The organism is Rhodococcus sp. NCIMB 12038 (assembly GCF_002165735.1).
Classification (GTDB): Bacteria; Actinomycetota; Actinomycetes; order Mycobacteriales; family Mycobacteriaceae; genus Rhodococcus_F.
Genome location: NZ_NHML01000044.1, coordinates 23,266 through 44,752, shown reverse-complemented (window position 1 = coordinate 44,752; position 21,487 = coordinate 23,266). Strand labels below are relative to the sequence as shown.

Genomic DNA, 21,487 nt, shown 5'->3' with positions numbered 1-21,487 from the left:
TCGAACACGACTACCTCAACGGTGAGACCATTCGTATGGACGGCGCCCTGCGCATGGCGCCGCGGTAGGCGGCTCCGCCGCCCGTGCGCCTTTTTGGTAGCTGGAGCAACCAGAAAGGCGCACGGGGCGCGAAGCGCCCTTCGCTGGAGGTGAGCATGGGGTTCTACTCGGACCGGATCGTTCCGCGGCTCGTCGACATCAGTTGCGGGGTGAAGTTCACAGAGCCCTCGCGGCGACGCGTCTGCGCCGGGCTTCACGGACGCGTGGTGGAGATCGGATTCGGATCGGGCCTGAACGTCCCGTTCTATCCGGCCGCCGTCGAGTCGGTGAGCGCCGTCGAACCCGCCGACCTCGGCTGGAAGCTGGCAGGCAAGCGTCTGGCGGCATCGACGACGCCGGTCGAGCGGTCCGGTCTCGACGGTCAGTCACTCCCCTTCCCCGACAACAGTTTCGACACCGCACTGTCCACCTGGACGATGTGTACCATCCCCGACGCCGACGCCGCACTGCGGGAGATCCGACGGGTCCTGAAACCCGGTGGCACACTGCATTTCGTCGAGCACGGCCTCGCGCCGGACGAAAACGTCCAACGCTGGCAGCGCCGGCTCGAACCGATCCAGAAAACCGTCGCCGGTGGTTGCCACCTCACACGCGACATCCCCGCCCTGCTGACGAACGCCGGTTTCGACATCCAGGACCTCGACCGCTTCTACGAGACAGCAACACCGAAAATCGTCGGCGCCTACTCCCTCGGGATCGCGGCTTCGCCGCCCGTGCGCGCCTGAGGAGTCCGGGGACTCGTCACCCACTCACGGGGCGCTAGGCTGCTGTCGATTCGCGAACAGACGAGGGGGGCTTCGTGGGAACGTTGAAAGCTGATCTGGAAGAGCTCGAACGGCTGGGGGGAACCTTGCACGGGCTGGCCGACGAGGCGGGCGGTCTCAGAACCGGCACGGCGGCAGGCCCCTACCTGTCGTCCGCGGGAGCGATGATGCCCTCGGTCATCGAGGCGTCGAGCATCTCCGCGGATCTCGTGGATGCAGCGCTCGTCCCGGCGATCAAGGAACGACTCGGCGAGACCGGGGACGTGATGATCCATGTCGCGCAGGAGTACCGGAACCAGGACGAATCGTCGGCCGACCGGTTCGTCGCCGCGTACACGAACGCCACCGGCGAGTGGAGCGGTGAAGCATGAGCCTCACTCGCACCCAGATCGAGTCCTGGAGTCCCGCGACTCTGACCGAGATCGGTGACGCATGGATCGCGCTCGGCACCAAGGTCGAAGATCTCTTCACCCGATACGTCGACGGCGTGACCCGGGTCAACGACGCCTACTGGGAGGGTAAGACCGCCGAAGCCGCCCAAAACCGGGCGAACGCCGACAAGAAGACGGCGCTTGTCGTGGTGGATCAACTGGAGGCACTCGCCAACCGTGCGAAGCAGGGTTTCCACGACGTCGACGCACCGCTGCAGCGTGCGCGGATGGCGATCGTGGCCGCCGAGTCTGCGGGCTTCCGCGTAGCCGACGACCTGACCGTCACCGATCCCGGAACCCCCGATCCCGACAACGATCGCGTGAACGAAATGACGGGGTGGCAACGCGACATCGCCGACGCCGCATCGGCGACGGAAACTGCCGACGCAACCGTCAGGGACGCATTCGCTTCCGCTCGCGACGGGCTGCGGGCAACATTCACCTCCGCCGCGGCGCTGGGCTCCGACCAGGGTGTGTCCGACGGGACGCAACTCGTCTCCGACCCCGCCGGATTGAATCCCGAGCAGATCCAGAGACTGACCGAGGCCGGGGAACTGACTCCCGAACAACTCGACGCCGTGAACTCCGGCAACGCCGCGACGATCCCTGCGTCGCAGATGGAGTACCTGAATCAGGTCAGCCGGTCACTGGACGGAAAGAGTCCACAGGAGATCCAGCAGATCATGGACAAGCTACCCCCGGACTCTGCGCGTGCCCTGGCGAACTCGCTCCAGATCATGTCGAACGACAAGATCACCGCCACCGTCAAGGGCGACTCGCAGGTGCCGGCAACTGGTGGCCTGAACCTGCTACCCGACAAGATGGTCGAATCGCTGACCCGGGACGATCTCGTGACCCGAGATTTCAAGATGGTCGGGCCCACCGGTTCATCCAGCGTCGAACTGCACGGAGTCGCCGACAACCAGGCGATCGCCGGCATCGTCCAGGCAGGCGATGTGCAATACAAGAGCGGCAGCAGCCTCGATCAGCACCTGCTGGAGGTCGGTCGCCAGTACCTCGACGCCCAGGTCGCGCACGAACAGAACCCCAACCACAAGTTCGAGTACTTCACGGTCGACGGCCGGGGAACCGAGAACACGGCGATCACCGAAGGGATCTTCACCGCCGTCGGCGACGACAAGATCGCCGTCCAGAACGCGGTCACCCAGCCCGACACAGGCCAGAATCTGGTTCGCGACGTCCTCACCCACAACTGGTCCGACAACGGGCAAGCAGCAGCCTCGATGTTCCGGTTCGACGACGCAGAGGCCACCGTCGAGGACCCGAACAACCCCGCGGACATCGAAGCCGCAACGCGCAGCGGGCAGATCATGTCGGCCGTCGCCGAGAACATGAGTACCGACTGGGACACGCTGCGGGGGATACCCGGCAGCGGCGGCCAATCCGTCGGAGAGGTCAACCCGGACCTTCTGCGGACCATGTCCCACAGCATGAGTCCGTACATCAGCGACCTCGCAGGCGCCGGCCGATCAGAGAACCCCGGCTTCGACATCGGTACCTGGGCAGACCCCGCCGACAACAATCACTTCGGTGGCTCGTCGAACGTATTCGCCGTGATCAACACCGACCCCGAGGCCGGAACACACTTCACCCAGTCCTCGATGCAGGAAATCCTTGCCGCCGAGGGCCGGTACGCACACGACCCCGCGGCGCCCCTGGCCGGTGGCGACCTCTCCACCGCAGGCCGAATCCACGGCCTCATGGACAGAGGACTGCTTCTCTCGACCGAGGACAGCTACAGCGACAAGGCCGAGCAGGCGCAGGCCATCTACGACCGCAAAGCGGCGGCGTACGGTGCTCTCACCAGCATCGGGTCCGTCGGCCTGGACCGCCTCCCCGGCGGGGAATTCATCAACACCATGATCGACGCGGGCGGCGACCCCCTGAAGGACGCCATCATCGGCAAGGCGCCGGGGCCGGCGCCCTCCGTCGCTCTGGAAGCTCCGGACTTCTACCGCGACTACTACAACATTCTCCAAGCGACACCGGAACTTCCGCCAGCTGCTCGCGTCGATTTTCCCTGGGCATTCGACGGTTCCGGAGAGCTTCGGAGTTGGGAGGACGTCCAATCCGATCCTGCGACCCGTTCACTCCTGAAAGACGGCTATCAGACGATGTTCAGTCGTCTCGGCAATCCGGCAGACGGCAATGGCGAGCGCATGCGCAACGGGTACGACGACGTGGTCCGCAATGACGGTTGATCGCAGAAACTTCCAGTGGCCGGTGGTGGTCGCGGCTACGACCATCCTTGTCACAGGCTGCACACCCAACGTTGGAGGTGAGGCCGACTCCGTCGAGCAGCCACCCACCATCCATTACACGAACGTGTGGTCCGCCGATACTGGCGTCGATCTGGCACAGCGCGGGCCTGAGTTGGTGCGAAGTGCCTACGAGGCAGCCGACTACACGCGGTTCGTCGGTCAGGCCCACTCTTTTCCTGGATATCCCGAGGCGGTCGGTGGCCCCACTCGACACGGTAACCCCGACAAAGAAGAGTTCTTCACCTGGCTCGAGCCCGATGAGGACGAGCAAATTCCCCTGACCAACTTCCTCCACATCACTGCATACGACGAGACGGGGCCCGGCATCGGGGCAACTGTGTGCAGCTACAACCTGCATACAGACCCGGGACCGAACTTCACTGTGGAAGGGCTCAATGCGGCGTTCCGTGTCGAGCTGGAGCGAACCGCCGACGACCCCGGGCAGCCGGGTGTTCCCGACGCCGACCCTGCCCAGCAGGACCCTCGCGCGCACCGGGTGCCGACGTGGAATGTGTTCGAGGGCTGGAAGATCACCAAGCTCCACTACCTCCGACGGCTGGACGGTGATGTCATTCCTCAGGGGTGCACGGACTGGTGGCAGCAGCAGTTCCCGACGTTCGCAGCGAATGCGTCCGGCAACCTCGTTCCGCCCCCGGGATTCGAGCCCCCGACGATGCCTGTCGCCGTTCAGTATCCGGAGTGGATCGGGCCCGCGAATTCGGAGTAGTCGGCTTCGCCGCCCGTGCGTGCGAAAGGAGTCCCTGGACTCCCGAACCACTCACGGGCGGCGGCGCCGCACGTCGTCGACGTAGAACAGGATGAGGGCGACGGTGAGGAGGGCGGCGGGGATCCAGGCGGCGGATCCACCGAAGTAGCGGGTTGCGTACGCGCCGAGGACGGCACCGCCGGCGAAGCTGCTGATGATCGCGGCGTACACCCGGGTGTGTTGCCGCGATTCGGGGACCTTCTCGATGAATCCGGCGTATGCCGCTTCGGTGAAGCGCATGAGGTTGCCGGTGGTTGCGACGGCGATGTACGACAGCGATCCGATGGTGCGGAACAGGCCGAACTGCATGGCCGCGACGAACGCGATGGGCACGGTGACGAGCGCGTTGGGGACGTCCGGGGGGACGAACGCGACCGCGACGAGGACGACGATCTGCGCGACCATCGCGATCCGGATCGGGTGGTCGAAGACGCTGTGCGCGAGTTCGCCCTTCAGCAGGTGCGCGAATGCGACGCCGACGATGAACGCGAGGATCGGCCACAGGTGTGCGCGTGCGGCGTGGAAGTGCCGCTCGGACAGGTCGATGGCCATGAGGATGACGTTGCCGGTCTGGGCGTTCGCGAAGACGCCGCCGCGGCTGACGTAGGTGTAGGCGTCGAGGAAGCCGCCGGCGGCGGTGAGGAGCAGCGCGAATCGCAGCGTCGTGGATGTCTTCGGCAAGTCCACCTGACCACCCCTACCGTCTCGGGCCTGCCTTGCAGCCTAGAGGTCGGAGGCGAGCGGAATCTCGTTCTCGGCCCGATCGGACATCCATTCGCGCAGTACTTTCGTGGCGATGACGTCGTCCTCGTTGTATTGCAGGAGTCGTTCGCGCTGGGTGAGGTCGGGTTCGCCGTCGTAGCCGACGGCTTCGCGGTACCAGCTCATGGATGCTTCGCCGCCGGCGTCGGCGTCGCGCCACCGGAATCCGGCGACGGGGGCGATCTTCTTGAGGCCCTTGCCGCCGGGGCAGATGAACTGGTCGCTGACGGCCTGGTAGATGTCGACCCATTGTGGGCTGTCGATGAATTCGCGGATCTCGGCTTCGGTGGGGATTCCGGGTGCCCCGGCGAACCGGCGGGCGGAGTCCAGCAACCATTTGTCCTCGGCGGACCGTGAATAGCAGTATGCGGCGAAGGTTCTGCCGCTCAGTGCCGCCGCTTCCCGCTCGGCCATCAGCCACGTCCAGAATTCCGCGAACGACCGCGCCTCGTCCTGCGTCGGCACCGGATCCCAGCTGACGAACGGCCGGTACGCGGACACCCCGTCCACGTTGAGCAGCGTCCCCCACAGGTAGGCGCCGTGTTCCTGGTAGCTCTCCATGTCGACGTCGACCTCGACGTCGGCGCGCGTCACCCGGATCTCGGGGAAGCGGCGCACCAGCGGCGCCCCCGCGAGCCAGGCCTTGGCGGTGACGACGGCGTCCTCGAACGCGCCGTGCGGCCAGTCCTCGAGGGGTTCTCGGTCCCACGCCGCGAGGTCGTCGATGGTGTGGCATCCCGCGTCGCGCAGCATGTCGGCCCGCGAACCGGTGGCCACCAGGCTCACGTCGTGGGTCTGCGTGAGCTGTTCCTCGCATCCGGGCCACCACGGGCACGAACGGCATTCGCCGACCCGGGACGGCACGGTCGCCGATTCGCCGCGGGCGACGGCGAGCCGGTCGGCGAAGCGTTCGTCGTAGTCGTCGAGGATGGTGGTGAGGTCGTGCACGTAGATGACGTCGGAGCCGTAACCGATGGCGCCGGCCACCCGGGCGGGACTCGCCAGCCCGTGCCGCTCGAGCATCCGGTACACCTGCGCGACGCGCATCTGGTCGCGGACCTGGCTGCGGGGCTTCCGCGACGGGTCCTCGCGGGGTTTCCACTCGAACATTCCCGACGTCAGCGCGCCGCGGCCGGGATCGGTGACCTTGTGGTTGACGACGATGACGGGGATGTACCCACCGTGGTCCTCGTCGCGGAGCAGGATCTCGCAGCGCGCCCGCCGGCCGGCGTCGCGGTCGAGTGGGAGCACGGCTCCCCAGATGCGGTCCGCCCCCGCCTCGCAGGCGGCGAGGGTGTCCTCGGCGCGCCGGCGCAGGCTCTGCTCGGTGTCGATCTGCACCCACCGTTCCGGTGCGTGCTCGGTGAGGATCCGGCGGACGTCCTCGCGTTTGGCGGCGGCGGCATCCTGACGCTGGCGGACACCCGGGTCCTCCGGCGCGGCCGCGAGTTGTTCGGGGAACGCCGCGTCGAGGTGCACCCGGTGGCGGCACCGCGTCAGAGCGCTGGCATCGATCACCGTCCCCGGCACCTTTCCGGGAGAGGCGTCGGGTTCTGATTGCTGACCGATATGGGAACACACGATGACGAAGATTATGTGCTCCCCTAGGCTGATCCCGAAGCACCGGATGCAGTTGGTAGCGTGGGCTCCGCTGAAACACCAGGAAAAGGGGTCTTTTCGATGGGGTTGTTGAAGAAACGTAAGTCCCGAGCCACCCGCAAGGCGGAAGCCAAGGCACTCAAGCACAAGGCTGGGGTGGAGGCGAAGCTGAGCGCGAGGAACGAACGGAAACGCGACAAGCAGGCCGCCAAGGCCGGGCGGAAGCTCGAGGCCGCCGAACTGAAGTCGCAGAAGAAGGTCGAGAAGGCTCAGATCGCTGCGTTCAAGGCCCAGGAGAAGGCCGCCGCCCAGAAGGGTTTCACGGTCGCCGCGGTCCGCAAGTACCTCGGTGTCGCTCGACTGCTGACGCCGGTGCTGCTGCCGATCGCCTACCGCGCCGCCACCGTCGTGCGCGGGCAGATCGACGCCCGGCGTGCCGACCGGATGGGCATCGACGTCGACCAGCTCGCCAACTTCACCGGGCACGGCGCCAAGCTGAGCGCCCGCATCGCCGGTGCCGAGAGCTCCACCACGGAGATCCTCGCGCAGAAGCCGGACGACGCGGAGACGCAGAAGTTCGCCGCCGCCATCCGCGAACGCCTCGGCGACCTCAACACCGCCGTCCGCGCGGCCGAGCAGATGCCGCAGGCCCGCCGCAAGGCCGCCCATCACGCCATCTCGTCCGAACTCGACGGAGTCGAAGCCGATCTCCTCGCCCGCCTCGGCGTGCGCTGAACGACCCGATCACCTCGATGTCCCCCGCCCGTCCCGCCGCGACCGCCACCCTTCGGGGGTCGGCGGTCGGTGCGCTCGTCGCCGGTCTCGCGGTCGCGGCGCACGGCATCGGCGGGGGCGGTCTCCCCGAATCCGCGGCTCTGACCCTGCTGCTCGTCACGTGCAGCGGTGTCGGCGCGGTCACCGCACAATTGCCCGCCCGGTTCCAGGGACCGCTCGCGCTCGTGGGGGCCCTCGGCGCCGGCCAGGTGGCCGCGCACTTCGCGCTCACGCTCACCTCGCACGTGCACTCGGCGGTCCCCGCCGTGCCGATGCTCGCCGCGCACGCGGCCGCCACTGTGGTCTGTGCGCTGCTGATCGCGAACGCCGAGCGGCTGTACGGTCCCCTGGTCCACGTCTGGCGGGTGGTTCTGCGCGGTGAACCGCAGCCCGTCTCGGCGACAAGAACGGCGCACGTCCCCGCGCGTCCCACGAATCCCGTGGACGCCCTGCTGCGCGCGAGCATTTCGCGTCGCGGCCCACCGGTCCGGTCTGATTCCCACCTCTTCTCCCTTCAGACCTTTCAAAGGACCTTCGATGAATTCCCTCGTTTCGCGTGCCCTTTTCACGGCCGGTGCGGCCGGTAGCGCCATGCTCCTCGCGGCCGGTGTGGCCGCCGCCCACGTGACCGTCGTCGCCCCCGGCGCCGAGCAGGGCGGCTACTCCGTCCTGACGTTCCGCGTCCCCACCGAGTCCGAGACGGCGTCCACCACCAAGCTGACCGTCACGCTCCCCGACCTGAAGTCGGCCCGCACCACACCGATGCCGGGGTGGACGTCCGTCGTCGAGAAGGACCCGACGTCGCAGGTCGCGAAATCCGTGACGTGGACCGCCGACCCCGGTGTCGGTGTCGCGCCCGGACAGTTCCAGCAGTTCGAGCTGTCCGCCGGACCGCTGCCGGAGCAGGAAGACGTGTCGTTCCCCGCCGCCCAGACGTACAGCGACGGGGAGGTCGTCAACTGGGATCAGGCGGAAGGCCCCGACGGCGCGGAGCCCGACAAGCCGGCTCCCACGCTCACCCTCGCCGCGGCGAGCGGGGAAGACCACAGCCACGACGCCGGCGGCGCCACGACGTCCGAGGAGACCGAGACGACGGCGTCCGGCACCGACGACACCGCCCGCTGGCTCGGCGGCATCGGCCTGATCCTTGGCGCGCTCGGTGCGGCGCTCGGTCTCGGCGCGATGGTCCGGAGCCGTCGGAAATGAGAAGACACACCACCTTCACGTCGGTGAAGGTGATCGCGGTCGGGCTGCTGACGATGCTCGCGAGCATGCTCGGCGCCGGCACCGCTCTCGCCCATTCCGTCGTGATCAGCTCCACCCCCGAGAACGGCGCGGAGATCGCGTCCGGTCCGGAACGGGTCAGCGTCACGTTCAACGAGGCGCTGCAGGAATCATTCGCGTCGCTGACCGTGGTGGGCCCAGACGGCAACCTGTGGAACAAGGGCGACCCCGTCGTCGAAGGACCCACGGTCAGTGCCGAACTCGGCGAGCTGGGACCGACCGGTGTGTACACCATCGCGTTTCGCGTCACCTCCGCCGACGGGCATCCGGTGAGCGGCACCCGCACATTCACCCTCACCCAGGAGGGGTCGGGCACACCCGGCGCCGCCGCCGACAGCTCCGGTGAATCCGGCAGCGGCGGAGTTCCCCTGTGGCCGTTCATCGTTGCCGGGGTGGTCGTGTTCGGCGGCGGACTGTGGTTCGCCCTCCGCAAGCCGCGCGGCGAGAACTGAGCGCGGTGGGTACGGCGCGACAGTCGTGGCTGCTGTTCGCCGTACCCACGTCGCTCGTCGGGGTCGCGTGCGGTTGGGCGTTGGCGCAACCAGAGGGCCCGTCACCGTCGAGCGCTGTCCGGGCGCTGTGCCTGGTGCTCGGGTCGGCGGTCCTCGGGCTGGCCGCCCTGGGCTGGTGGAGTCGCGCGGACAGCCGTCCCCTCGTGCGGGACGAACGACTGTGGCGGTTGTCGACCGCGGTCGCGGGTGCGTGGATGCTCGCCGAGGCTGTGCTGCTGTCGATGACGGCGGCGGAGGCCGACGCCCTGACGTTGTCGCAGTTGTCGGTCGGGCGGTTCGGCGCCTACGTGACCGAGATCAGCGCGGGACGCGTCGACCTCGCCGTTCTCGTGTGCACCGTCGCCGCCACCGTGTGGTCGGCGGTCGCGTTCCGCCGCAGCGACGCCCGGCTCCCCGTCCCGGTGCTGGTCCTCGCGGCGCTCGCTCTGGTGGCCCGGCCGATCACCGGCCACATGTCGCAGCAGGTTCTCGGCTCGGTCCTCGACGTCGTCCACGCGCTGGCCGCCGCCGTGTGGTTCGGGCTCCTCGCGGCCCTCGGCCTGATGCTCCGCTCGCGGGGGGACTGGTCGTCGTGGCTGCCGCGGTACTCCGTCGTCGCGTGGCGGTGCGTGTGGCTGCTGACCGCAACCGGGATCGTCGACGCGGCCGTCCGGCTGGGCGGAGTCACTCCCCTGTTCGACACGGGCTACGGCCGGATCGTGCTCGCCAAGGCGGTGGCGTTGGCGGCGCTGCTCGGGCTCGGCTGGTGGTGGCGGCGAACGTGGGTCGTCCAGGCAGCCGCGCACCGGATCACCGCGGAAGGGTCCCTGCGGCGCGCGATCCTCGAGGTGGTGGTGATGGCCGTTCCGTTCGGCCTCGCCGCCGCGCTGGCCACCACGGCCTGACCCGTGAGTACTTCTTAACGTCGGGCGGTTGATAAGTACTCACGGGTGCAGCAGCAGCTTCCCGCGGCTCCCGCCCTTCTCGCCGGCGCGCTGGGCGTCGGCGGCGTCGGTGAGCGGGAAGGTGCGGGCGGCCGGGAGGGTCAGATTTCCGGCGACGGCGAGGGTGCTGAGCCGACGGAGGGTTTCCGCGTTCCGGTCGCCGGCGTTGCCGGAGGAGAAGGTGATTCCGAGACCGAACGCGGCACCGTCGGACAGCGTGACGATCCGGTCGGTGCCCCCGCGCAGGTCCATCGCGGCGTCGAGCCCGCCGAAGCCGAGGTCGAGGACGGCGTCGACGCCGTTCGGGGCGAGTTCACGCACCCGGTCCGCCATTCCCTCGCCGTACGTCGTGGGGGTCACGCCCAGCTCCCGCAGCGCGTCGTGGTGTTTTTCGCTGGCGGTGCCGATCACGGTGACGCCGGCGTCCAGCGCCAGTTGCGCCGCAATGGTTCCCACCGCACCCGAAGCACCGTTCACCAGCAGCGTCTCCCCGGACTTCAGCCTCAGGAACCGCAGCCCGCGATCCGCGGCCTCGCCGGCCACGGGGATGGTGGCCGCGTCCGTCCAGCTCAGCCCTTTCGGTTTCGGCACGACGATCGAGGCGAGCGCGTATTCGGCGTAGCCACCGGTGTCGGACCAGCCGAACACCTCGTCGCCCACCAGCACACCGGTCGCGTCCGGCCCGACCGCGTCGACGACGCCGGCGACCTCGCTGCCGGGGATCTTCGGGAACTGCACGGACATCACCTCGGCCATCGACCCCGACCGCAGCTTCCAGTCGATCGGGTTCACGCCGGCGGCCCGGATGTCGAGGCGCACCTGGTTGCCGGTGGGCTCGGGCACCGGCACGTCGTGGATCTCGAGCACCTCGGGACCGCCGTAGGACGAGTAGGAGACTGCCTTCATAGTCTGGTTCGAATTCGTCATGCCCTCAATCTCGTCCTCGGCGGTCCGTCACGCCAGGAGTTCGGCCGGTTGATCCTCACAGGGCGGCGGCGGCTTTCTTCAGGTCGGCGACGAGGGCGTCGAAGGCGTCGTCCCGTTTGTCCGACGGTCCGCGGAGCACGGCGGACGGGTGGATGGTGGCGAAGACGTCCGGGTGTGCGTCGACTTCCACTTCGCCGTCGAGGTGCAGCAACTCCCCGCGGTGTTCGGTGAGGCGGAACGACGGTCCGAGCAGCGCCTGCGCGGCGGTGGCGCCGAGGCACACGAGGACGTCGGGTTGCACGGCCGCCAGTTCGGCTATCAGCCACGGTCTGCACGCGACGATCTCGGTGCGGTTGGGCTTCTTGTGGATTCGGCGTTTGCCGCGTTCGGCGGGGACGAATTTGAAGTGCTTGACCGCATTGGTGACGTAGGTGAGGTCGCGGTCGATGTCCGCCGCGTCGAGTGCCTTGTTCAGGAGTTTCCCCGCCGGACCTACGAACGGTTCGCCGGCGCGGTCTTCCTGATCGCCGGGCTGTTCGCCGACGAGCATCATCCGCGCGGATCGTGTACCCGCGCCGAAGACGGTCTGCCCGGCGTCGCGGTACAGGTCGCAGCCGCGGCACCCCTGCGCCGCTTGGGACAGCGTGTCGAGGTCGACGGCGTCCGGAACGAACGGTGCGGCCGAGGGTTTGGAGGCTCGGGACATGGGGGCCGAGTACCCGTCGGGCGAGGCTTCATTCCCACAACCCTGTCAATTAGTTTAGCGCTAAGATATAATGGCCGGAGAAGCCCACCGAGAAAGCGAGCCTCCATGTCCCTCACCGAAGTCACCGCCCACCACCCCTACAGCCCGGCCGTGGTCGCGGGCGGACTGGCCTTCGTCTCCGGCGCACTGTCCGTCGACGCCGAGGGCACCGCCGTCCCCGGCCGCACCGAGGCGCTCGACGCCGCCGTCGACCGCATGGTCGATCGCCTCGCCACCGTCGGCGGGCAGTTGCAGGACGTCGTCAAGCTCACCTACTACGTCACCGACCTGTCGCTGCGCGAGGAGGCGAACCGCCAGTTCGAGCGCATCTTCGACGAGCCGCGTCCCGCGCGCACGTTCCTCGAGGTGAGCAGCCTCCCCTACGGCGCCATCGCCGAGATCGACGCAGTCGCGGCGGTCGCGGGCGACTGACGGCACCGACGCCCAGCCGCGCCGCGGGTCCCCGTTCCGAGCAATCGGCGGGGACCCGCGGCGCGTCGCCGTCACCTATGCTCGTTTCGATATCTTGGTACTAAACAGATGAGACCCTCGAGAATTCAGGAGGTGCGCCCGGTGACGCAACGCCCCGTTCCAGATCGCGATGCCGTCGACGACATCGTCGACCAGTGGGCCCACCAGTGGCCCGAACTGGATGTGAGTCCGCTGAAAGTGCTGGGCCGCCTACACCGTTCGTATCTGCGCTACCAGTCGTCCCTCGCCGCGGTGTTCGAGGAGCACGGCATCAACATGGCGTCGTTCGACGTCATGGCCGCCCTCCGACGTTCGGGTCCGCCGTACCGGATGACGTCCGGACAGTTGGCGGAGTCCGCGCTCGTCACGACCGGTGGCGTGACGCTGCGCGTCGACCGGCTCGAGAAGGCGGGACTCGTGCAGCGGGAGCGCGACGCCGAGGACCGTCGCATCGTCCATGCGCAACTCACCGACGAGGGCCTGCGGGTGATCAACAAGGTCGCGGAGGCCCACTTCGCCAACGAGTCCCAGATCCTCAGCGGGATGTCGAAGGACGATCAGGCGTCACTGGCGGAATTGCTCCGCAAGCTCGAGCACTCGATCGTCGAGAACCAGGACCCCACCGCCTGAGCCGGTAACTCAGCTGGCCGCGCGGGACGTCAGATCGGCGACCTCACCGAATCCGATGAATCGTTCGGAAGCCGCTGTCATCTCCACGATGAACCGCCGCTGCTCGTCCGGCGACGCATCGATCAGGCGCGCCGCACCCGTCCACTGCGCCTCGGACAGCTTCCGGGCGAGTTGGGCGGGTTCGGCGCACGGCGTCGCGATGCCGGCCTGGTTGAGTCGTTCGATGAACCGGATGTACCGGCCGAGGATCCGGTTGTGCGCCGCCTCGAGTTGTTCACCGATCACGGGGTCGACGGCCGCGCGGTCCTCGATCATCGTGAACAATCGGCCGCTGCTGTAGACGGTCTCGATGAACGCGGCGGTGGCGGCGCGCAGGATACTGCGCGGGTCCGCGTCCGGCGGGACCGGAATCCGCTGGGCCTCGACGAACGTGTCGAACACCTCCGCGGCGACGGCACGGAAGGCGTCGTCGCGGGACGCGAACCGGGCGCGGAATTCGGCCTCGGACACTCCGGCGGCAGCGGCGATGACCGCCTCGGTGGTGCGCTCGTATCCCAGTTCGGCGAAGCACCGCCCCGCCGCTTCGACCAGCGCGGGCCGACCCCGATCGTCACCGTTCGTAAGCACCGCTCGCGCCTCCTCGCACCCGGCCGGCGCCCGACGTGTCGGCCGTCACACATTCTTAGTTGACATTTCACTCGAGTCAACCCGCGCGACCTTACGCCTCCTGGAGCGCCTTCGCCTGGGCCTCGGCCTGCGCCCGGTAGAGCCTGCGGAGCCGGATGACGCCGAGGTCGTGCTGGTACAGGTTCTCCGCCTGGTCCGCGTCGAATGCCATCGCCTCGAGCATGGTGCGGTCCTGCTCGAGCACCACCCAGTGCCGTTCCTCGAGCTTGGTGCGGTACAGGAACCGCCAGACGTCGCGCTCCCAGCCCTCGACGCGGCGGTAGCGCCAGAAGAACACGGCGGTGGTCTCGGCGTCGATCGGCGTTCCCATGCCGACGATGCCGAACGATCCGCCCGGGCCCGCGGTCGGCGGGTACGGGATCTCGAGATCCACCCAGTCGATGCCGGTCCGGCAGAATTCGACCCAGTCGAAGTTCACGCCCCGCTGGTCGGTCTTCTCGAAGAAGAACCCGCGGTCGGTCTCGCGGATCCGGAACTTCGCGGACGTCTCCCCGCCGAACATCGAATGCGATTCCCGGTGCAGGAACGCCCCGTGCATCGGGTCGAGCAGGTTCTCCAGCGTGAACCGCCACGGCGCCTTCCACTCCGCGTAGCAGAGGAAGTGTGAGATGCCGTCGTCGGTGAGGCGCTCGGGCAGTTCGAGGGGTGCGGGTTCGGCGTCGGGGTCGGTACCGAACCAGGCGAGCACGGCGCCGGCCACTTCCCGCACGGGGAGGCTGGTCACCAGCCGCTTGCCTTCGAGGTTGCACCCGGGCATTCCGGGGACGGAGACGACGGTGCCGTCGCCGTCGACCTGCACACCGTGGTACTGGCAGGCGACGCGGTCGCCGAGGTGCTGCCCCTGGGACAGCGGGGCGCCGCGGTGCGGGCAGCGGTCGGCGAGCATGCGGAGGGTGCCGTCGGACTGACGGAACAGCAGCCAGTCCTCGCCGAGGCGGCGGATCTTCTTCATGTCGCCGCGCGCGACGAAGTCGGACGGGCACACTGCGTGCCACTGGTCGCGCATCCCGGTCGCGAAGATCTCGTCGCCGGTCAGCGCCGCCTTGTGCAGTCGGTTCACCATGGTCAGGCCCCCATCCGTCGGATTTCGTCCGTGAAAGTGTCGGTGGTCCAGGCGTCGCCGCCGGGACTGTGGATGCCGAGGGCGTTCAGCCCCTTCACCAGGCCTTCGAGGTGGTGCACCCCGGTGCCGAAGACCTCTTCGATCGCACCGGCCAATTTCCGTTCGTACGGGGTGGGCGCCGTGCCAGACTGGCGTGGTTGCAGATACAGGCTCATGGTTCTTCCCTTCTAGAGATCCAGCACGAGCTCGTCGGAGCGGGCGCGGGAAACGCAGATCATGATGGTGGTGCCGGACTCCTGCTCGGAGCTGGAGAGCAGGGAGTCGCGGTGGTCGGGGGTGCCGGCGAGGACGCGGGTTTCGCAGGTTCCGCAGATGCCTTCGCGGCAGGAGTTGGGGACGTCGACGCCGGATTCCTCGAGGGTTTCGAGGATGGTCCGGTCGGGCGCGACGGTGGCGGAGATGCCGGATCGTTCGCAGATCACGCGGACGGGACGGTCGCCGGCGAGGGTGTCGGCGGGGATCTCCTTGGCCTTGAACCGTTCGAGCCGGATCGCGCCGTCCGGCCAGGAGCCGGCGAATCCCTCGACCGCGCCGAGCAGACCCTCGGGACCGCAGGCGTAGACGAGGGTCTCCTCGCGGGCGGCGCCGAGGATGCCGCCGAGGTCGAGGATGCCGTCGGCCTCCTCGGTGACGACGTGGACGCGGTCGCCGTACGGGGACAGCTCGTCGAGGAACGCCATCGACGTGCGGGCTCGGCCGCCGTAGTGCAGTTCCCATTCGGCGCCCATGCGTTCGGCCTCGCCGATCATCGCGAGGATCGGCGTGATGCCGATGCCGCCCGCGATGAACACGTAGCGCGGGGACGGCAGGAGTTCGAAGTTGTTGCGGGGCGCGCTCACCGACAGGCTGTCGCCGGGCCGCAGCGTCTCGTGGACGTGCCGGGAACCGCCGCGGCCGCTCACCTCGTGGAGGATCGCGACGCGGTACCCGGTCTTGTCGTCAGGGTCTCCGCATAGGGAGTACTGACGGACGGTCCCGCGGTTCAGGTGCAGGTCCAGGTGGGCGCCGGGCGTCCACCGGTCGACCGCGCCGCCGTCCTGCCGTTCGAGACGGAGCGAGACGACGCCCGAGGACTCGACCCGCATCTGACGCACCATCATGGGGACGGTGTCTGCGTCTGTTGTCATCGCTCACTCCCAAGCTCGACCCGAAGGCATAGTTCCTTAGTGCTCAATAATTTAGCACTAAGATGTATTCTGCGCCACAGTCGAGGGGAAATTCGCGGGGCAATTATTCGGCTTCGCAGTACCGCGCGGTCTCGGCCGCCATCCGCTCCTCGTACGCCTGCGCGAGGTCACGCAGACTCCGCGCACAGTCGCCGGTGAACACCGGCGCGTGCATCGGCGCCAGCAGCAGCGGTTCCAGATCGGCGAGCGCCCGGATCGTGGGCCCGAGCGCCGGCGTGAGGCACGTCGCGCTTCCCATGTCCTCGGCCGCGATGGCCGGTCCGACGATCTCTTCCTCGGTGATCGCAGGGTGATGGCCGAACGCGGTGAACAGGTCGCCGCTGAACAGCGTCTGCGTCGTCTCCTCGAACATCAGCCCGGCGTCCCACCCGTGCGGAACGTGCGGGGTGTCGAGGTGACGGACCCGTCTGGCGCCGGTCTCCAGCACGTCGCCGTACTGCAGGGGACGCGGCGCGCGATCGGCCAGGTCGTTGACCTGCACGAAGCACCCCATCGCCCCGTGCGCGACCTCGGCGTTCGGCGCGGCCGCCAGCCACGAGTTCATCGCGCCGCACTCGTCGGCCTCGACGTGCCCGAACGTGATCCACCGCAGCCGGTCGAGGGGAATCAGCCGGCCGACCGCCTCGGACACGGCCGGGAACAGCGCGCGTTGACCGGTGTGGAACAGCAGCGGTTCCTCACCGTCGACGACGAACTGGTTCATGATCAGGTTCGGCTCGTCCAGATACGTGGACAGCCGGTAGATGTCGGGAGCGATCTCGGTAATCGTGGTGTCCATCCCTGGCTCCGATCACGTCGCGGTCTCGTGACGTCAAGCTTTCTCGGGACGGCAGCACCGCGCAAGATGCAGCCGGGCCGCTACCGCCGCTGCCCGACGCCGATCCGGACCAGATCGTGCCCGACGGTCACGGCACCGGCGAACGTGGACTTCACGCCACGCTCCCACTGGTCGTCGGTGACCTGCCGGGGGTCGCCCGGCCCGATGTGGGAGAGCCACCACCTGGCGGACGTCCGCATCGGTGGCGACGCGTCCGACGTCCTGCGCGGTGGTGTGCGCCTGAATCATGTGCTCGACCAGCGCCGGACCCGAAGTCGCGGCGTAGAAGTCGACGTCGATCACCTCGTGGACGAGGATGTCGGATCCCTGCGCGAGCCGAACCAGGGTCGGCGACTTCGCGGTGTCGCCGGAGAACGTGACGGCACCGTCCTCGGTGTCGAACCGGTAGGCCAGCGACGGGTAGACGGGACCGTGCGGGACCAGCGTCGCGGTGACCCGCACCCGGTCGTCCTCGAACACCGGGAACGGTTCCATCTCCGGCGCGGTGTTCTCGGCGGACGCGCCCGACGAATCCGGTGGCAGCACGTCGTGCAGCGACAACATGCGGTTGTAGTCGGTGCCGGCGCCCTTCTCCGCGTTGCGGATGTTGATGTCGTACGCGTAGGCGTCGAGGACGCCGGTGAAGAGCTGGCTCAGCCCGGGCGCGGGTGTGAGCGGATTCCGGACCGGAATGGTCTTGCCCGCACGCGGCGTCGGCAGGGCTCCCGCCGAACCGGGTCCGTAGACGGGCACGACACCCCGGGCCCTGTACGACGGCGTGCCACCGACCAGCCAGAACACGTTGACCAGGTCGGCGATGTGATCGCTGTGCATGTGGGTGACGAAGACGCCGCCGAGCGAATCGGCGGAGATGCCGGCCTGGATCAGCTTGCGGCTCGACCACGGACCCGCGTCGACGAGATACGGCCGGTCTCCGACGACCAGCACGCTGGACGCGCCGCTGCGTCCCGGCACGGCGATGGGTCCGGCCGCGGTTCCGAGCAGAGTCAGCGTCGTCGTGTAGCCGTCGACGTCACCGGACAGCTCGTAGGCGTCCGGCGGCGTCGCACCGCTCGGCTGCGCATCGGAGGTGTGCGACGCGCAACTGGTCGCGGCGACGGCGGTGGCGGAACCCAGCAGGGTCAACGCCCGGCGCCTCGACAGCGTGTGTCGGCCAACCGGTTCCACCTACGCGTCCGCTCGGGCCGCGGCCAACTCCAACGGCACCTGCCAGGCGTCGTATTCGTACACCCAGTCGCCGTTGCCGGCCACCTTCAGCCATTCGTTGGACCGTGAGCCGCGCTGGATGCGGGAGGTCCGCTCCAGCCGGGTCTCCTGGTAGGTCTGCAGCGCAACCGCGGGGTCGTCGAACAGGCTCAGGCAGCGGGCGAGGACGACGGCGTCTTCGATGGCCATGCCCGCGCCCTGCGCCATGAACGGCATCATCGGGTGCGCGGCGTCGCCGAGGAGCACCGACCGGCCGTCGGTCCACGACGCCAGCGGGTCCCGCACGTAGAGAGCCGATTTCAGGACGTCGTCGCACGCGTCGAGAAGCGCCCGCGCCTCTGGGTGGAAGTCGCGGTACAGCTCGCGCAGTTCGGCGACGGAACCGGGAGTGGTCCACGATTCCTCGGTCCACTCCTCCTGGCCGCAGGTGGCGAAGACGAAGATGTCCTTGCCCTGGTTGAGGGGGAACGTGACGATCTGCGTCGAACTGTCGGGCCCCCACCACTTGGTGAAGCAGTCGAGGTTCGCCACCGTCCCCACGCGATCGGCCGGCACGACGGCCCGGAACGCGACGACGCCGGTGAACGTCGGCTGATCCGGCCCGAGGAGCGCCGTCCGGACCGCGGAGTGGATGCCGTCGGCACCGACGATCACGTCGGCCGAAGCCGTACTGCCGTCGGTGAACTCGATGCGCCCGTCCGCGACGCCGGCGACCCGGCGGCCCATTTCGACGGTCCCCGACGGCAGCCGGTTCTCGAGCGCGGTCATGAGATCGCCGCGGTGCATGGTCAACTGCGGTGCGCCGTACTGCTGTTCCGCGCTGTCGCCCATCGGCAGCCGGGACGTCTCGGCGCCCGTGTCCCACGTGCGGCTGATCCGGAACTGCGGCCGGGCGGCGGAGTCGCGGATCGCCGGCCCGACACCGAGCCCGTCGAGCGCCCGGACCGCGTTGGGTGTGAGGTTGATGTCGGCGCCGACGCGAGCGAACTGCCGCGTCTGCTCGTAGACCGTGACGTCGAGGCCGAACTTCCGGAGGGCGATCGCCGTGGCGAGCCCGCCGATTCCGCCGCCGCACACCGCAACTGTGGTCATTTCGGGTCCTTTCCGGGGACGGTGACGGGCGGCGTGAACGGGGCGGGCATCTCGCCGTACGCGGCGAGGTCGACCTCGACGATCACGGGGGCCTGCCGGGACACGGCGTCGGCGAGCACGCTGTGCGCCTCGGCCGCACCGCCGATCCGCAGGTAGGGCACGCCGATCGACTGTGCCAGCAACGGGAAGTCGGGGGTGACGAGGTCGACTGCGTACGTGTCTTCGCCGCCGCCCTGCTGCATGTTGCGAAGCACGCCGTAGCCGCCGTCGTTGAACACGAGCAGTACCAGCCACGGCTTCTCCTGCGCCATGGTGAGGATCTCGCCGAAATGGACGGCCAGGCCGCCGTCGCCGACGAGCGCCAGGGTGGGGCGGGTCTCGTCGGCCAGTGCGGAACCGATGGCCATGCCCAGGCCCTGCCCGATGCCGCCGCCGCGGGGGAAGACGTTGGACCTGGGGTCGAACATCGGCAGCAGCCGGTTGCCCCAGGAACTGGACGCGATGGTGACGTCGCGGGCGATCACGGAGTCCTGCGGGAACGCGGCGCGGACGGCGTCGCACAGCACGGCGTGGTCGCCGAGCCCGGCGCGCTGCCGGGTGCGGACCAGTTCCCGTGTCGCTCGGCCGCGTTCGGTCCACGACGCGTCGACCGGGGCCAGTTCGGACAGTGATCGCAGGAACGTCGCGACGTCGGCGGTCACGCCGGCCTGCGCCGGGTAGACGCGTCCGACCGCGGCCGCGTCGAGGTCGATCTGCACGTGCACGGCGGGGACGGGCATGGCGTAGTCGCCGGTCTCGTTGGACCGGAAGTGCGTGCCCAGCGACAGCAGCAGGTCGGCGTCGGCGAGGAGTTCGCGCCCGGCCGGGGTGTTGCCGTAGTTGCCGATGCACAGCGGGTGGTCCTCCGGCACGGCGCCGCGCCCGGAGTTGCTGGTGAGCAACGGGACTCCCCACTGCTCCACCAGTGCGGTCAGCTCCGCGCCTGCGTGTGCGACACCGCCGCCCGCCCAGATCACCGGGCGTTCCGCGGACCGCAGCAACGCGAACGCGACGGCCAACTCGTCGGCATCCGGGATGCGCGGCGACTCCGTCACCGGCTCGACCACGTCGATGACGTGGTCCGCGTACTGGAGGTCGATGGGCCATTCGATGCTCGACGGTCCGCCGGGCGCGGCGAGTGCAGCGGCGACGCCTTCCCGCAGCACCTTTCCGGCACTGTCGGTGTCGAGGATGGTGGCGGCGTGCTTCGATGTCGCCGTCAGCATCCCCAGCTGATCCTTCGTCTCGTGGATGAACCCGCGACCCGATCCCAGGTAGCGGCTCTCGACGTTGCCCGTCACGTGCAGCACCGACGTTCCGGCGCTGAGCGATTCGATCAGCGACCCGGCCGCGTTGCCGGCACCCGTCCCGGTGCTCGTGAGAGCGCAGCCCAGTCCCCCGGTGGCCCGGGCGTATCCGTCGGCGGCGCTGACGGCGGTGGCCTCGTGCCGGACCGGCACGAACCGCAGGTGCTTGGCGACCGCCTGCACCAGGGGCTGGTTGTGCACGCTCACGATGCCGAAGACGGTGTCGACACCGGCCTCACGCAGCACCTGGACGAGCAGGTCGCCCCCGTTTCCTACCGACATGGTGTTCCTCTCAGACATAGCGCGCGACGCCTCCGCAGACGTCGAGGCTGGTGCCCGTCACGTACGACGAGCGGGGGGACAGCAGGGTCACGATCATGGCGGCCACCTCGTCGGCGCGGCCGAACCGGCCGAGGCCGATGCCGCGGTCCTGGGCGATCTCCGCCTCCCATTCGGCGAAGGTGGCGTCGGTGCCGGATTCCTCGTAGCGACGTCGCCACTGACCGGTGTCGACGAGTCCGAGCGACACCGAGTTGACGCGGATGCCGTCGGCCGCGAGTTCCAGCGACAGCGACTTGCTGAGGTTCAGCAGACCGGCCCGGGCGGCGCTGGTGGTGACCAGCCGCGGCTCGGGCTGGCGCGCGAGCACCGCCGAGATGTTGACGATGGACGCGGCATCGGACTTGCGCAGCGCCGGCAGCGCCGCGTCGACGGTGTTGAGGACGCTGGAGAACTTGAGGTCGAGTTCGTCGCGCCAGTCGTCGAGCGTCGCCTCACCGCGCGGGACCATGCGGGACTTGCCTGCGTTGTTGACCAGACCGTCGAGGCCGCCGAACCGGGCGACACCCGCCTCGACCAGCGCGGCGACCGCCGCCGGGTCCCGGACGTCGCAGGACGCGGTCAGGACGCGGTCGCTGCCGGGCAGCGGCGCGAGCACGGAGTCGAGCCGGTCGCGGTCGCGCGCGCAGGTGACGACGTTGGCACCCTCCTCGAGCAGCAGTGCGACGGTGGCGAGCCCGACTCCCGAGCTTCCGCCGGTCACCAGGTGGGTGCGGTCTTTCAGTTGCAGGTCCACGAC

24 protein-coding genes are annotated in these 21,487 nt (G+C 68.9%); 11 read left to right on the top strand and 13 right to left on the bottom strand.

Features of this window, described 5'->3' with window-relative positions; all coding sequences use genetic code 11:
* The first annotated feature begins 155 nt into the window (after positions 1 to 155).
* The 4 genes from CA951_RS38960 (at position 156) to CA951_RS38945 (ending at position 4,264) form a co-directional block, all read left to right on the top strand.
* A complete protein-coding gene (locus CA951_RS38960; RefSeq protein ID WP_087561946.1) occupies positions 156 to 785 on the top strand; it encodes a class I SAM-dependent methyltransferase in 630 nt (209 codons plus the stop codon).
* 74 nt (positions 786 to 859) lie between these two features.
* Positions 860 to 1,195 (top strand): hypothetical protein, encoded by a 336-nt coding sequence (locus tag CA951_RS38955; protein ID WP_087561945.1) that lies wholly within the window; start codon positions 860 to 862, stop codon positions 1,193 to 1,195.
* Positions 1,192 to 3,477, top strand: coding sequence for a hypothetical protein (locus CA951_RS38950; RefSeq protein WP_087561944.1), 2,286 nt, complete (start codon positions 1,192 to 1,194; stop codon positions 3,475 to 3,477). Before CA951_RS38955 ends, CA951_RS38950 begins: the two co-directional genes overlap by 4 nt.
* Positions 3,467 to 4,264 (top strand): hypothetical protein, encoded by a 798-nt coding sequence (locus CA951_RS38945; RefSeq protein WP_143543173.1) that lies wholly within the window; start codon positions 3,467 to 3,469, stop codon positions 4,262 to 4,264. The genes CA951_RS38950 and CA951_RS38945 overlap by 11 nt, the downstream gene beginning before the upstream one ends.
* A gap of 51 nt (positions 4,265 to 4,315) precedes the next feature.
* Here the strand turns inward: CA951_RS38945 and CA951_RS38940 are convergent, their stop codons facing one another.
* Complete coding sequence (locus tag CA951_RS38940; RefSeq protein ID WP_087561942.1) at positions 4,316 to 4,990, bottom strand: YoaK family protein; 675 nt, start codon at positions 4,988 to 4,990, stop codon at positions 4,316 to 4,318.
* Between the two features lie 36 nt (positions 4,991 to 5,026).
* Positions 5,027 to 6,583: a TM0106 family RecB-like putative nuclease gene (locus CA951_RS38935; RefSeq protein WP_087561941.1), complete on the bottom strand. Its 1,557-nt coding sequence runs from the start codon at positions 6,581 to 6,583 to the stop codon at positions 5,027 to 5,029.
* A 162-nt stretch (positions 6,584 to 6,745) separates the two neighbouring features.
* Between CA951_RS38935 and CA951_RS38930 the strand changes: the two genes are divergently transcribed.
* The 5 genes from CA951_RS38930 to CA951_RS38910 are packed head-to-tail and all read left to right on the top strand — an operon-like array spanning position 6,746 to position 10,118.
* On the top strand, positions 6,746 to 7,399 hold the full coding sequence (locus tag CA951_RS38930; protein WP_087561940.1) for a DUF6474 family protein: 654 nt from the start codon (positions 6,746 to 6,748) through the stop codon (positions 7,397 to 7,399).
* A gap of 17 nt (positions 7,400 to 7,416) precedes the next feature.
* Positions 7,417 to 8,025 carry a hypothetical protein gene (locus tag CA951_RS38925; protein WP_256974268.1) on the top strand — a complete coding sequence of 203 codons (609 nt, stop codon included), beginning with the start codon at positions 7,417 to 7,419 and terminating at the stop codon, positions 8,023 to 8,025.
* Entirely contained in the window at positions 7,976 to 8,644 is a 669-nt protein-coding gene (locus CA951_RS38920; protein WP_087561939.1) for a YcnI family protein, read from the top strand. The genes CA951_RS38925 and CA951_RS38920 overlap by 50 nt, the downstream gene beginning before the upstream one ends.
* Complete coding sequence (locus CA951_RS38915) at positions 8,641 to 9,174, top strand: copper resistance CopC family protein (RefSeq protein WP_087561938.1); 534 nt, start codon at positions 8,641 to 8,643, stop codon at positions 9,172 to 9,174. Before CA951_RS38920 ends, CA951_RS38915 begins: the two co-directional genes overlap by 4 nt.
* Positions 9,175 to 9,179: 5 nt before the next feature.
* Positions 9,180 to 10,118, top strand: coding sequence for a CopD family protein (locus CA951_RS38910; RefSeq protein ID WP_087561937.1), 939 nt, complete (start codon positions 9,180 to 9,182; stop codon positions 10,116 to 10,118).
* A gap of 39 nt (positions 10,119 to 10,157) precedes the next feature.
* On the opposite strand, the gene CA951_RS38905 is transcribed toward CA951_RS38910, so the two are convergent.
* Together CA951_RS38905 and CA951_RS38900 are read right to left on the bottom strand one after the other, a co-directional pair.
* Positions 10,158 to 11,084 (bottom strand): NADP-dependent oxidoreductase, encoded by a 927-nt coding sequence (locus tag CA951_RS38905; RefSeq protein WP_087561936.1) that lies wholly within the window; start codon positions 11,082 to 11,084, stop codon positions 10,158 to 10,160.
* 55 nt (positions 11,085 to 11,139) lie between these two features.
* On the bottom strand, positions 11,140 to 11,790 hold the full coding sequence (locus tag CA951_RS38900; protein ID WP_087561935.1) for a UdgX family uracil-DNA binding protein: 651 nt from the start codon (positions 11,788 to 11,790) through the stop codon (positions 11,140 to 11,142).
* A 105-nt stretch (positions 11,791 to 11,895) separates the two neighbouring features.
* On the opposite strand from CA951_RS38900, the gene CA951_RS38895 reads away from it, so the two are divergent.
* The gene (locus CA951_RS38895; protein WP_087561934.1) at positions 11,896 to 12,261 is read left to right on the top strand and encodes a RidA family protein; all 366 of its coding nucleotides are present in this window, start codon (positions 11,896 to 11,898) and stop codon (positions 12,259 to 12,261) included.
* 108 nt (positions 12,262 to 12,369) lie between these two features.
* Complete coding sequence (locus CA951_RS38890; RefSeq protein WP_179220486.1) at positions 12,370 to 12,930, top strand: MarR family winged helix-turn-helix transcriptional regulator; 561 nt, start codon at positions 12,370 to 12,372, stop codon at positions 12,928 to 12,930.
* A 9-nt stretch (positions 12,931 to 12,939) separates the two neighbouring features.
* Here CA951_RS38890 and CA951_RS38885 read toward each other — a convergent pair whose 3' ends face one another.
* From CA951_RS38885 to CA951_RS38845, 9 genes are all read right to left on the bottom strand, one after another.
* Positions 12,940 to 13,557 (bottom strand): TetR/AcrR family transcriptional regulator, encoded by a 618-nt coding sequence (locus tag CA951_RS38885; protein ID WP_087561933.1) that lies wholly within the window; start codon positions 13,555 to 13,557, stop codon positions 12,940 to 12,942.
* 91 nt (positions 13,558 to 13,648) lie between these two features.
* A complete protein-coding gene (locus CA951_RS38880; RefSeq protein WP_087561932.1) occupies positions 13,649 to 14,680 on the bottom strand; it encodes an aromatic ring-hydroxylating dioxygenase subunit alpha in 1,032 nt (343 codons plus the stop codon).
* 2 nt (positions 14,681 to 14,682) lie between these two features.
* Entirely contained in the window at positions 14,683 to 14,895 is a 213-nt protein-coding gene (locus CA951_RS38875; RefSeq protein WP_005248918.1) for a recombinase-like helix-turn-helix domain-containing protein, read from the bottom strand.
* Positions 14,896 to 14,907: 12 nt separating this feature from the next.
* Positions 14,908 to 15,867 carry a PDR/VanB family oxidoreductase gene (locus CA951_RS38870; protein WP_179220485.1) on the bottom strand — a complete coding sequence of 320 codons (960 nt, stop codon included), beginning with the start codon at positions 15,865 to 15,867 and terminating at the stop codon, positions 14,908 to 14,910.
* 103 nt (positions 15,868 to 15,970) lie between these two features.
* Positions 15,971 to 16,705 carry an MBL fold metallo-hydrolase gene (locus CA951_RS38865; RefSeq protein ID WP_087561931.1) on the bottom strand — a complete coding sequence of 245 codons (735 nt, stop codon included), beginning with the start codon at positions 16,703 to 16,705 and terminating at the stop codon, positions 15,971 to 15,973.
* Positions 16,706 to 16,738: 33 nt separating this feature from the next.
* On the bottom strand, positions 16,739 to 17,890 hold the full coding sequence (locus CA951_RS38860; protein WP_256974267.1) for an MBL fold metallo-hydrolase: 1,152 nt from the start codon (positions 17,888 to 17,890) through the stop codon (positions 16,739 to 16,741).
* A 42-nt stretch (positions 17,891 to 17,932) separates the two neighbouring features.
* Positions 17,933 to 19,063, bottom strand: coding sequence for an FAD-dependent monooxygenase (locus CA951_RS38855; RefSeq protein ID WP_087561930.1), 1,131 nt, complete (start codon positions 19,061 to 19,063; stop codon positions 17,933 to 17,935).
* Complete coding sequence (locus CA951_RS38850) at positions 19,060 to 20,709, bottom strand: thiamine pyrophosphate-binding protein (RefSeq protein WP_087561929.1); 1,650 nt, start codon at positions 20,707 to 20,709, stop codon at positions 19,060 to 19,062. Before CA951_RS38850 ends, CA951_RS38855 begins: the two co-directional genes overlap by 4 nt.
* Positions 20,702 to 21,484 carry an SDR family oxidoreductase gene (locus CA951_RS38845; RefSeq protein ID WP_087561928.1) on the bottom strand — a complete coding sequence of 261 codons (783 nt, stop codon included), beginning with the start codon at positions 21,482 to 21,484 and terminating at the stop codon, positions 20,702 to 20,704. Before CA951_RS38845 ends, CA951_RS38850 begins: the two co-directional genes overlap by 8 nt.
* Positions 21,485 to 21,487 lie beyond the last annotated feature (3 nt).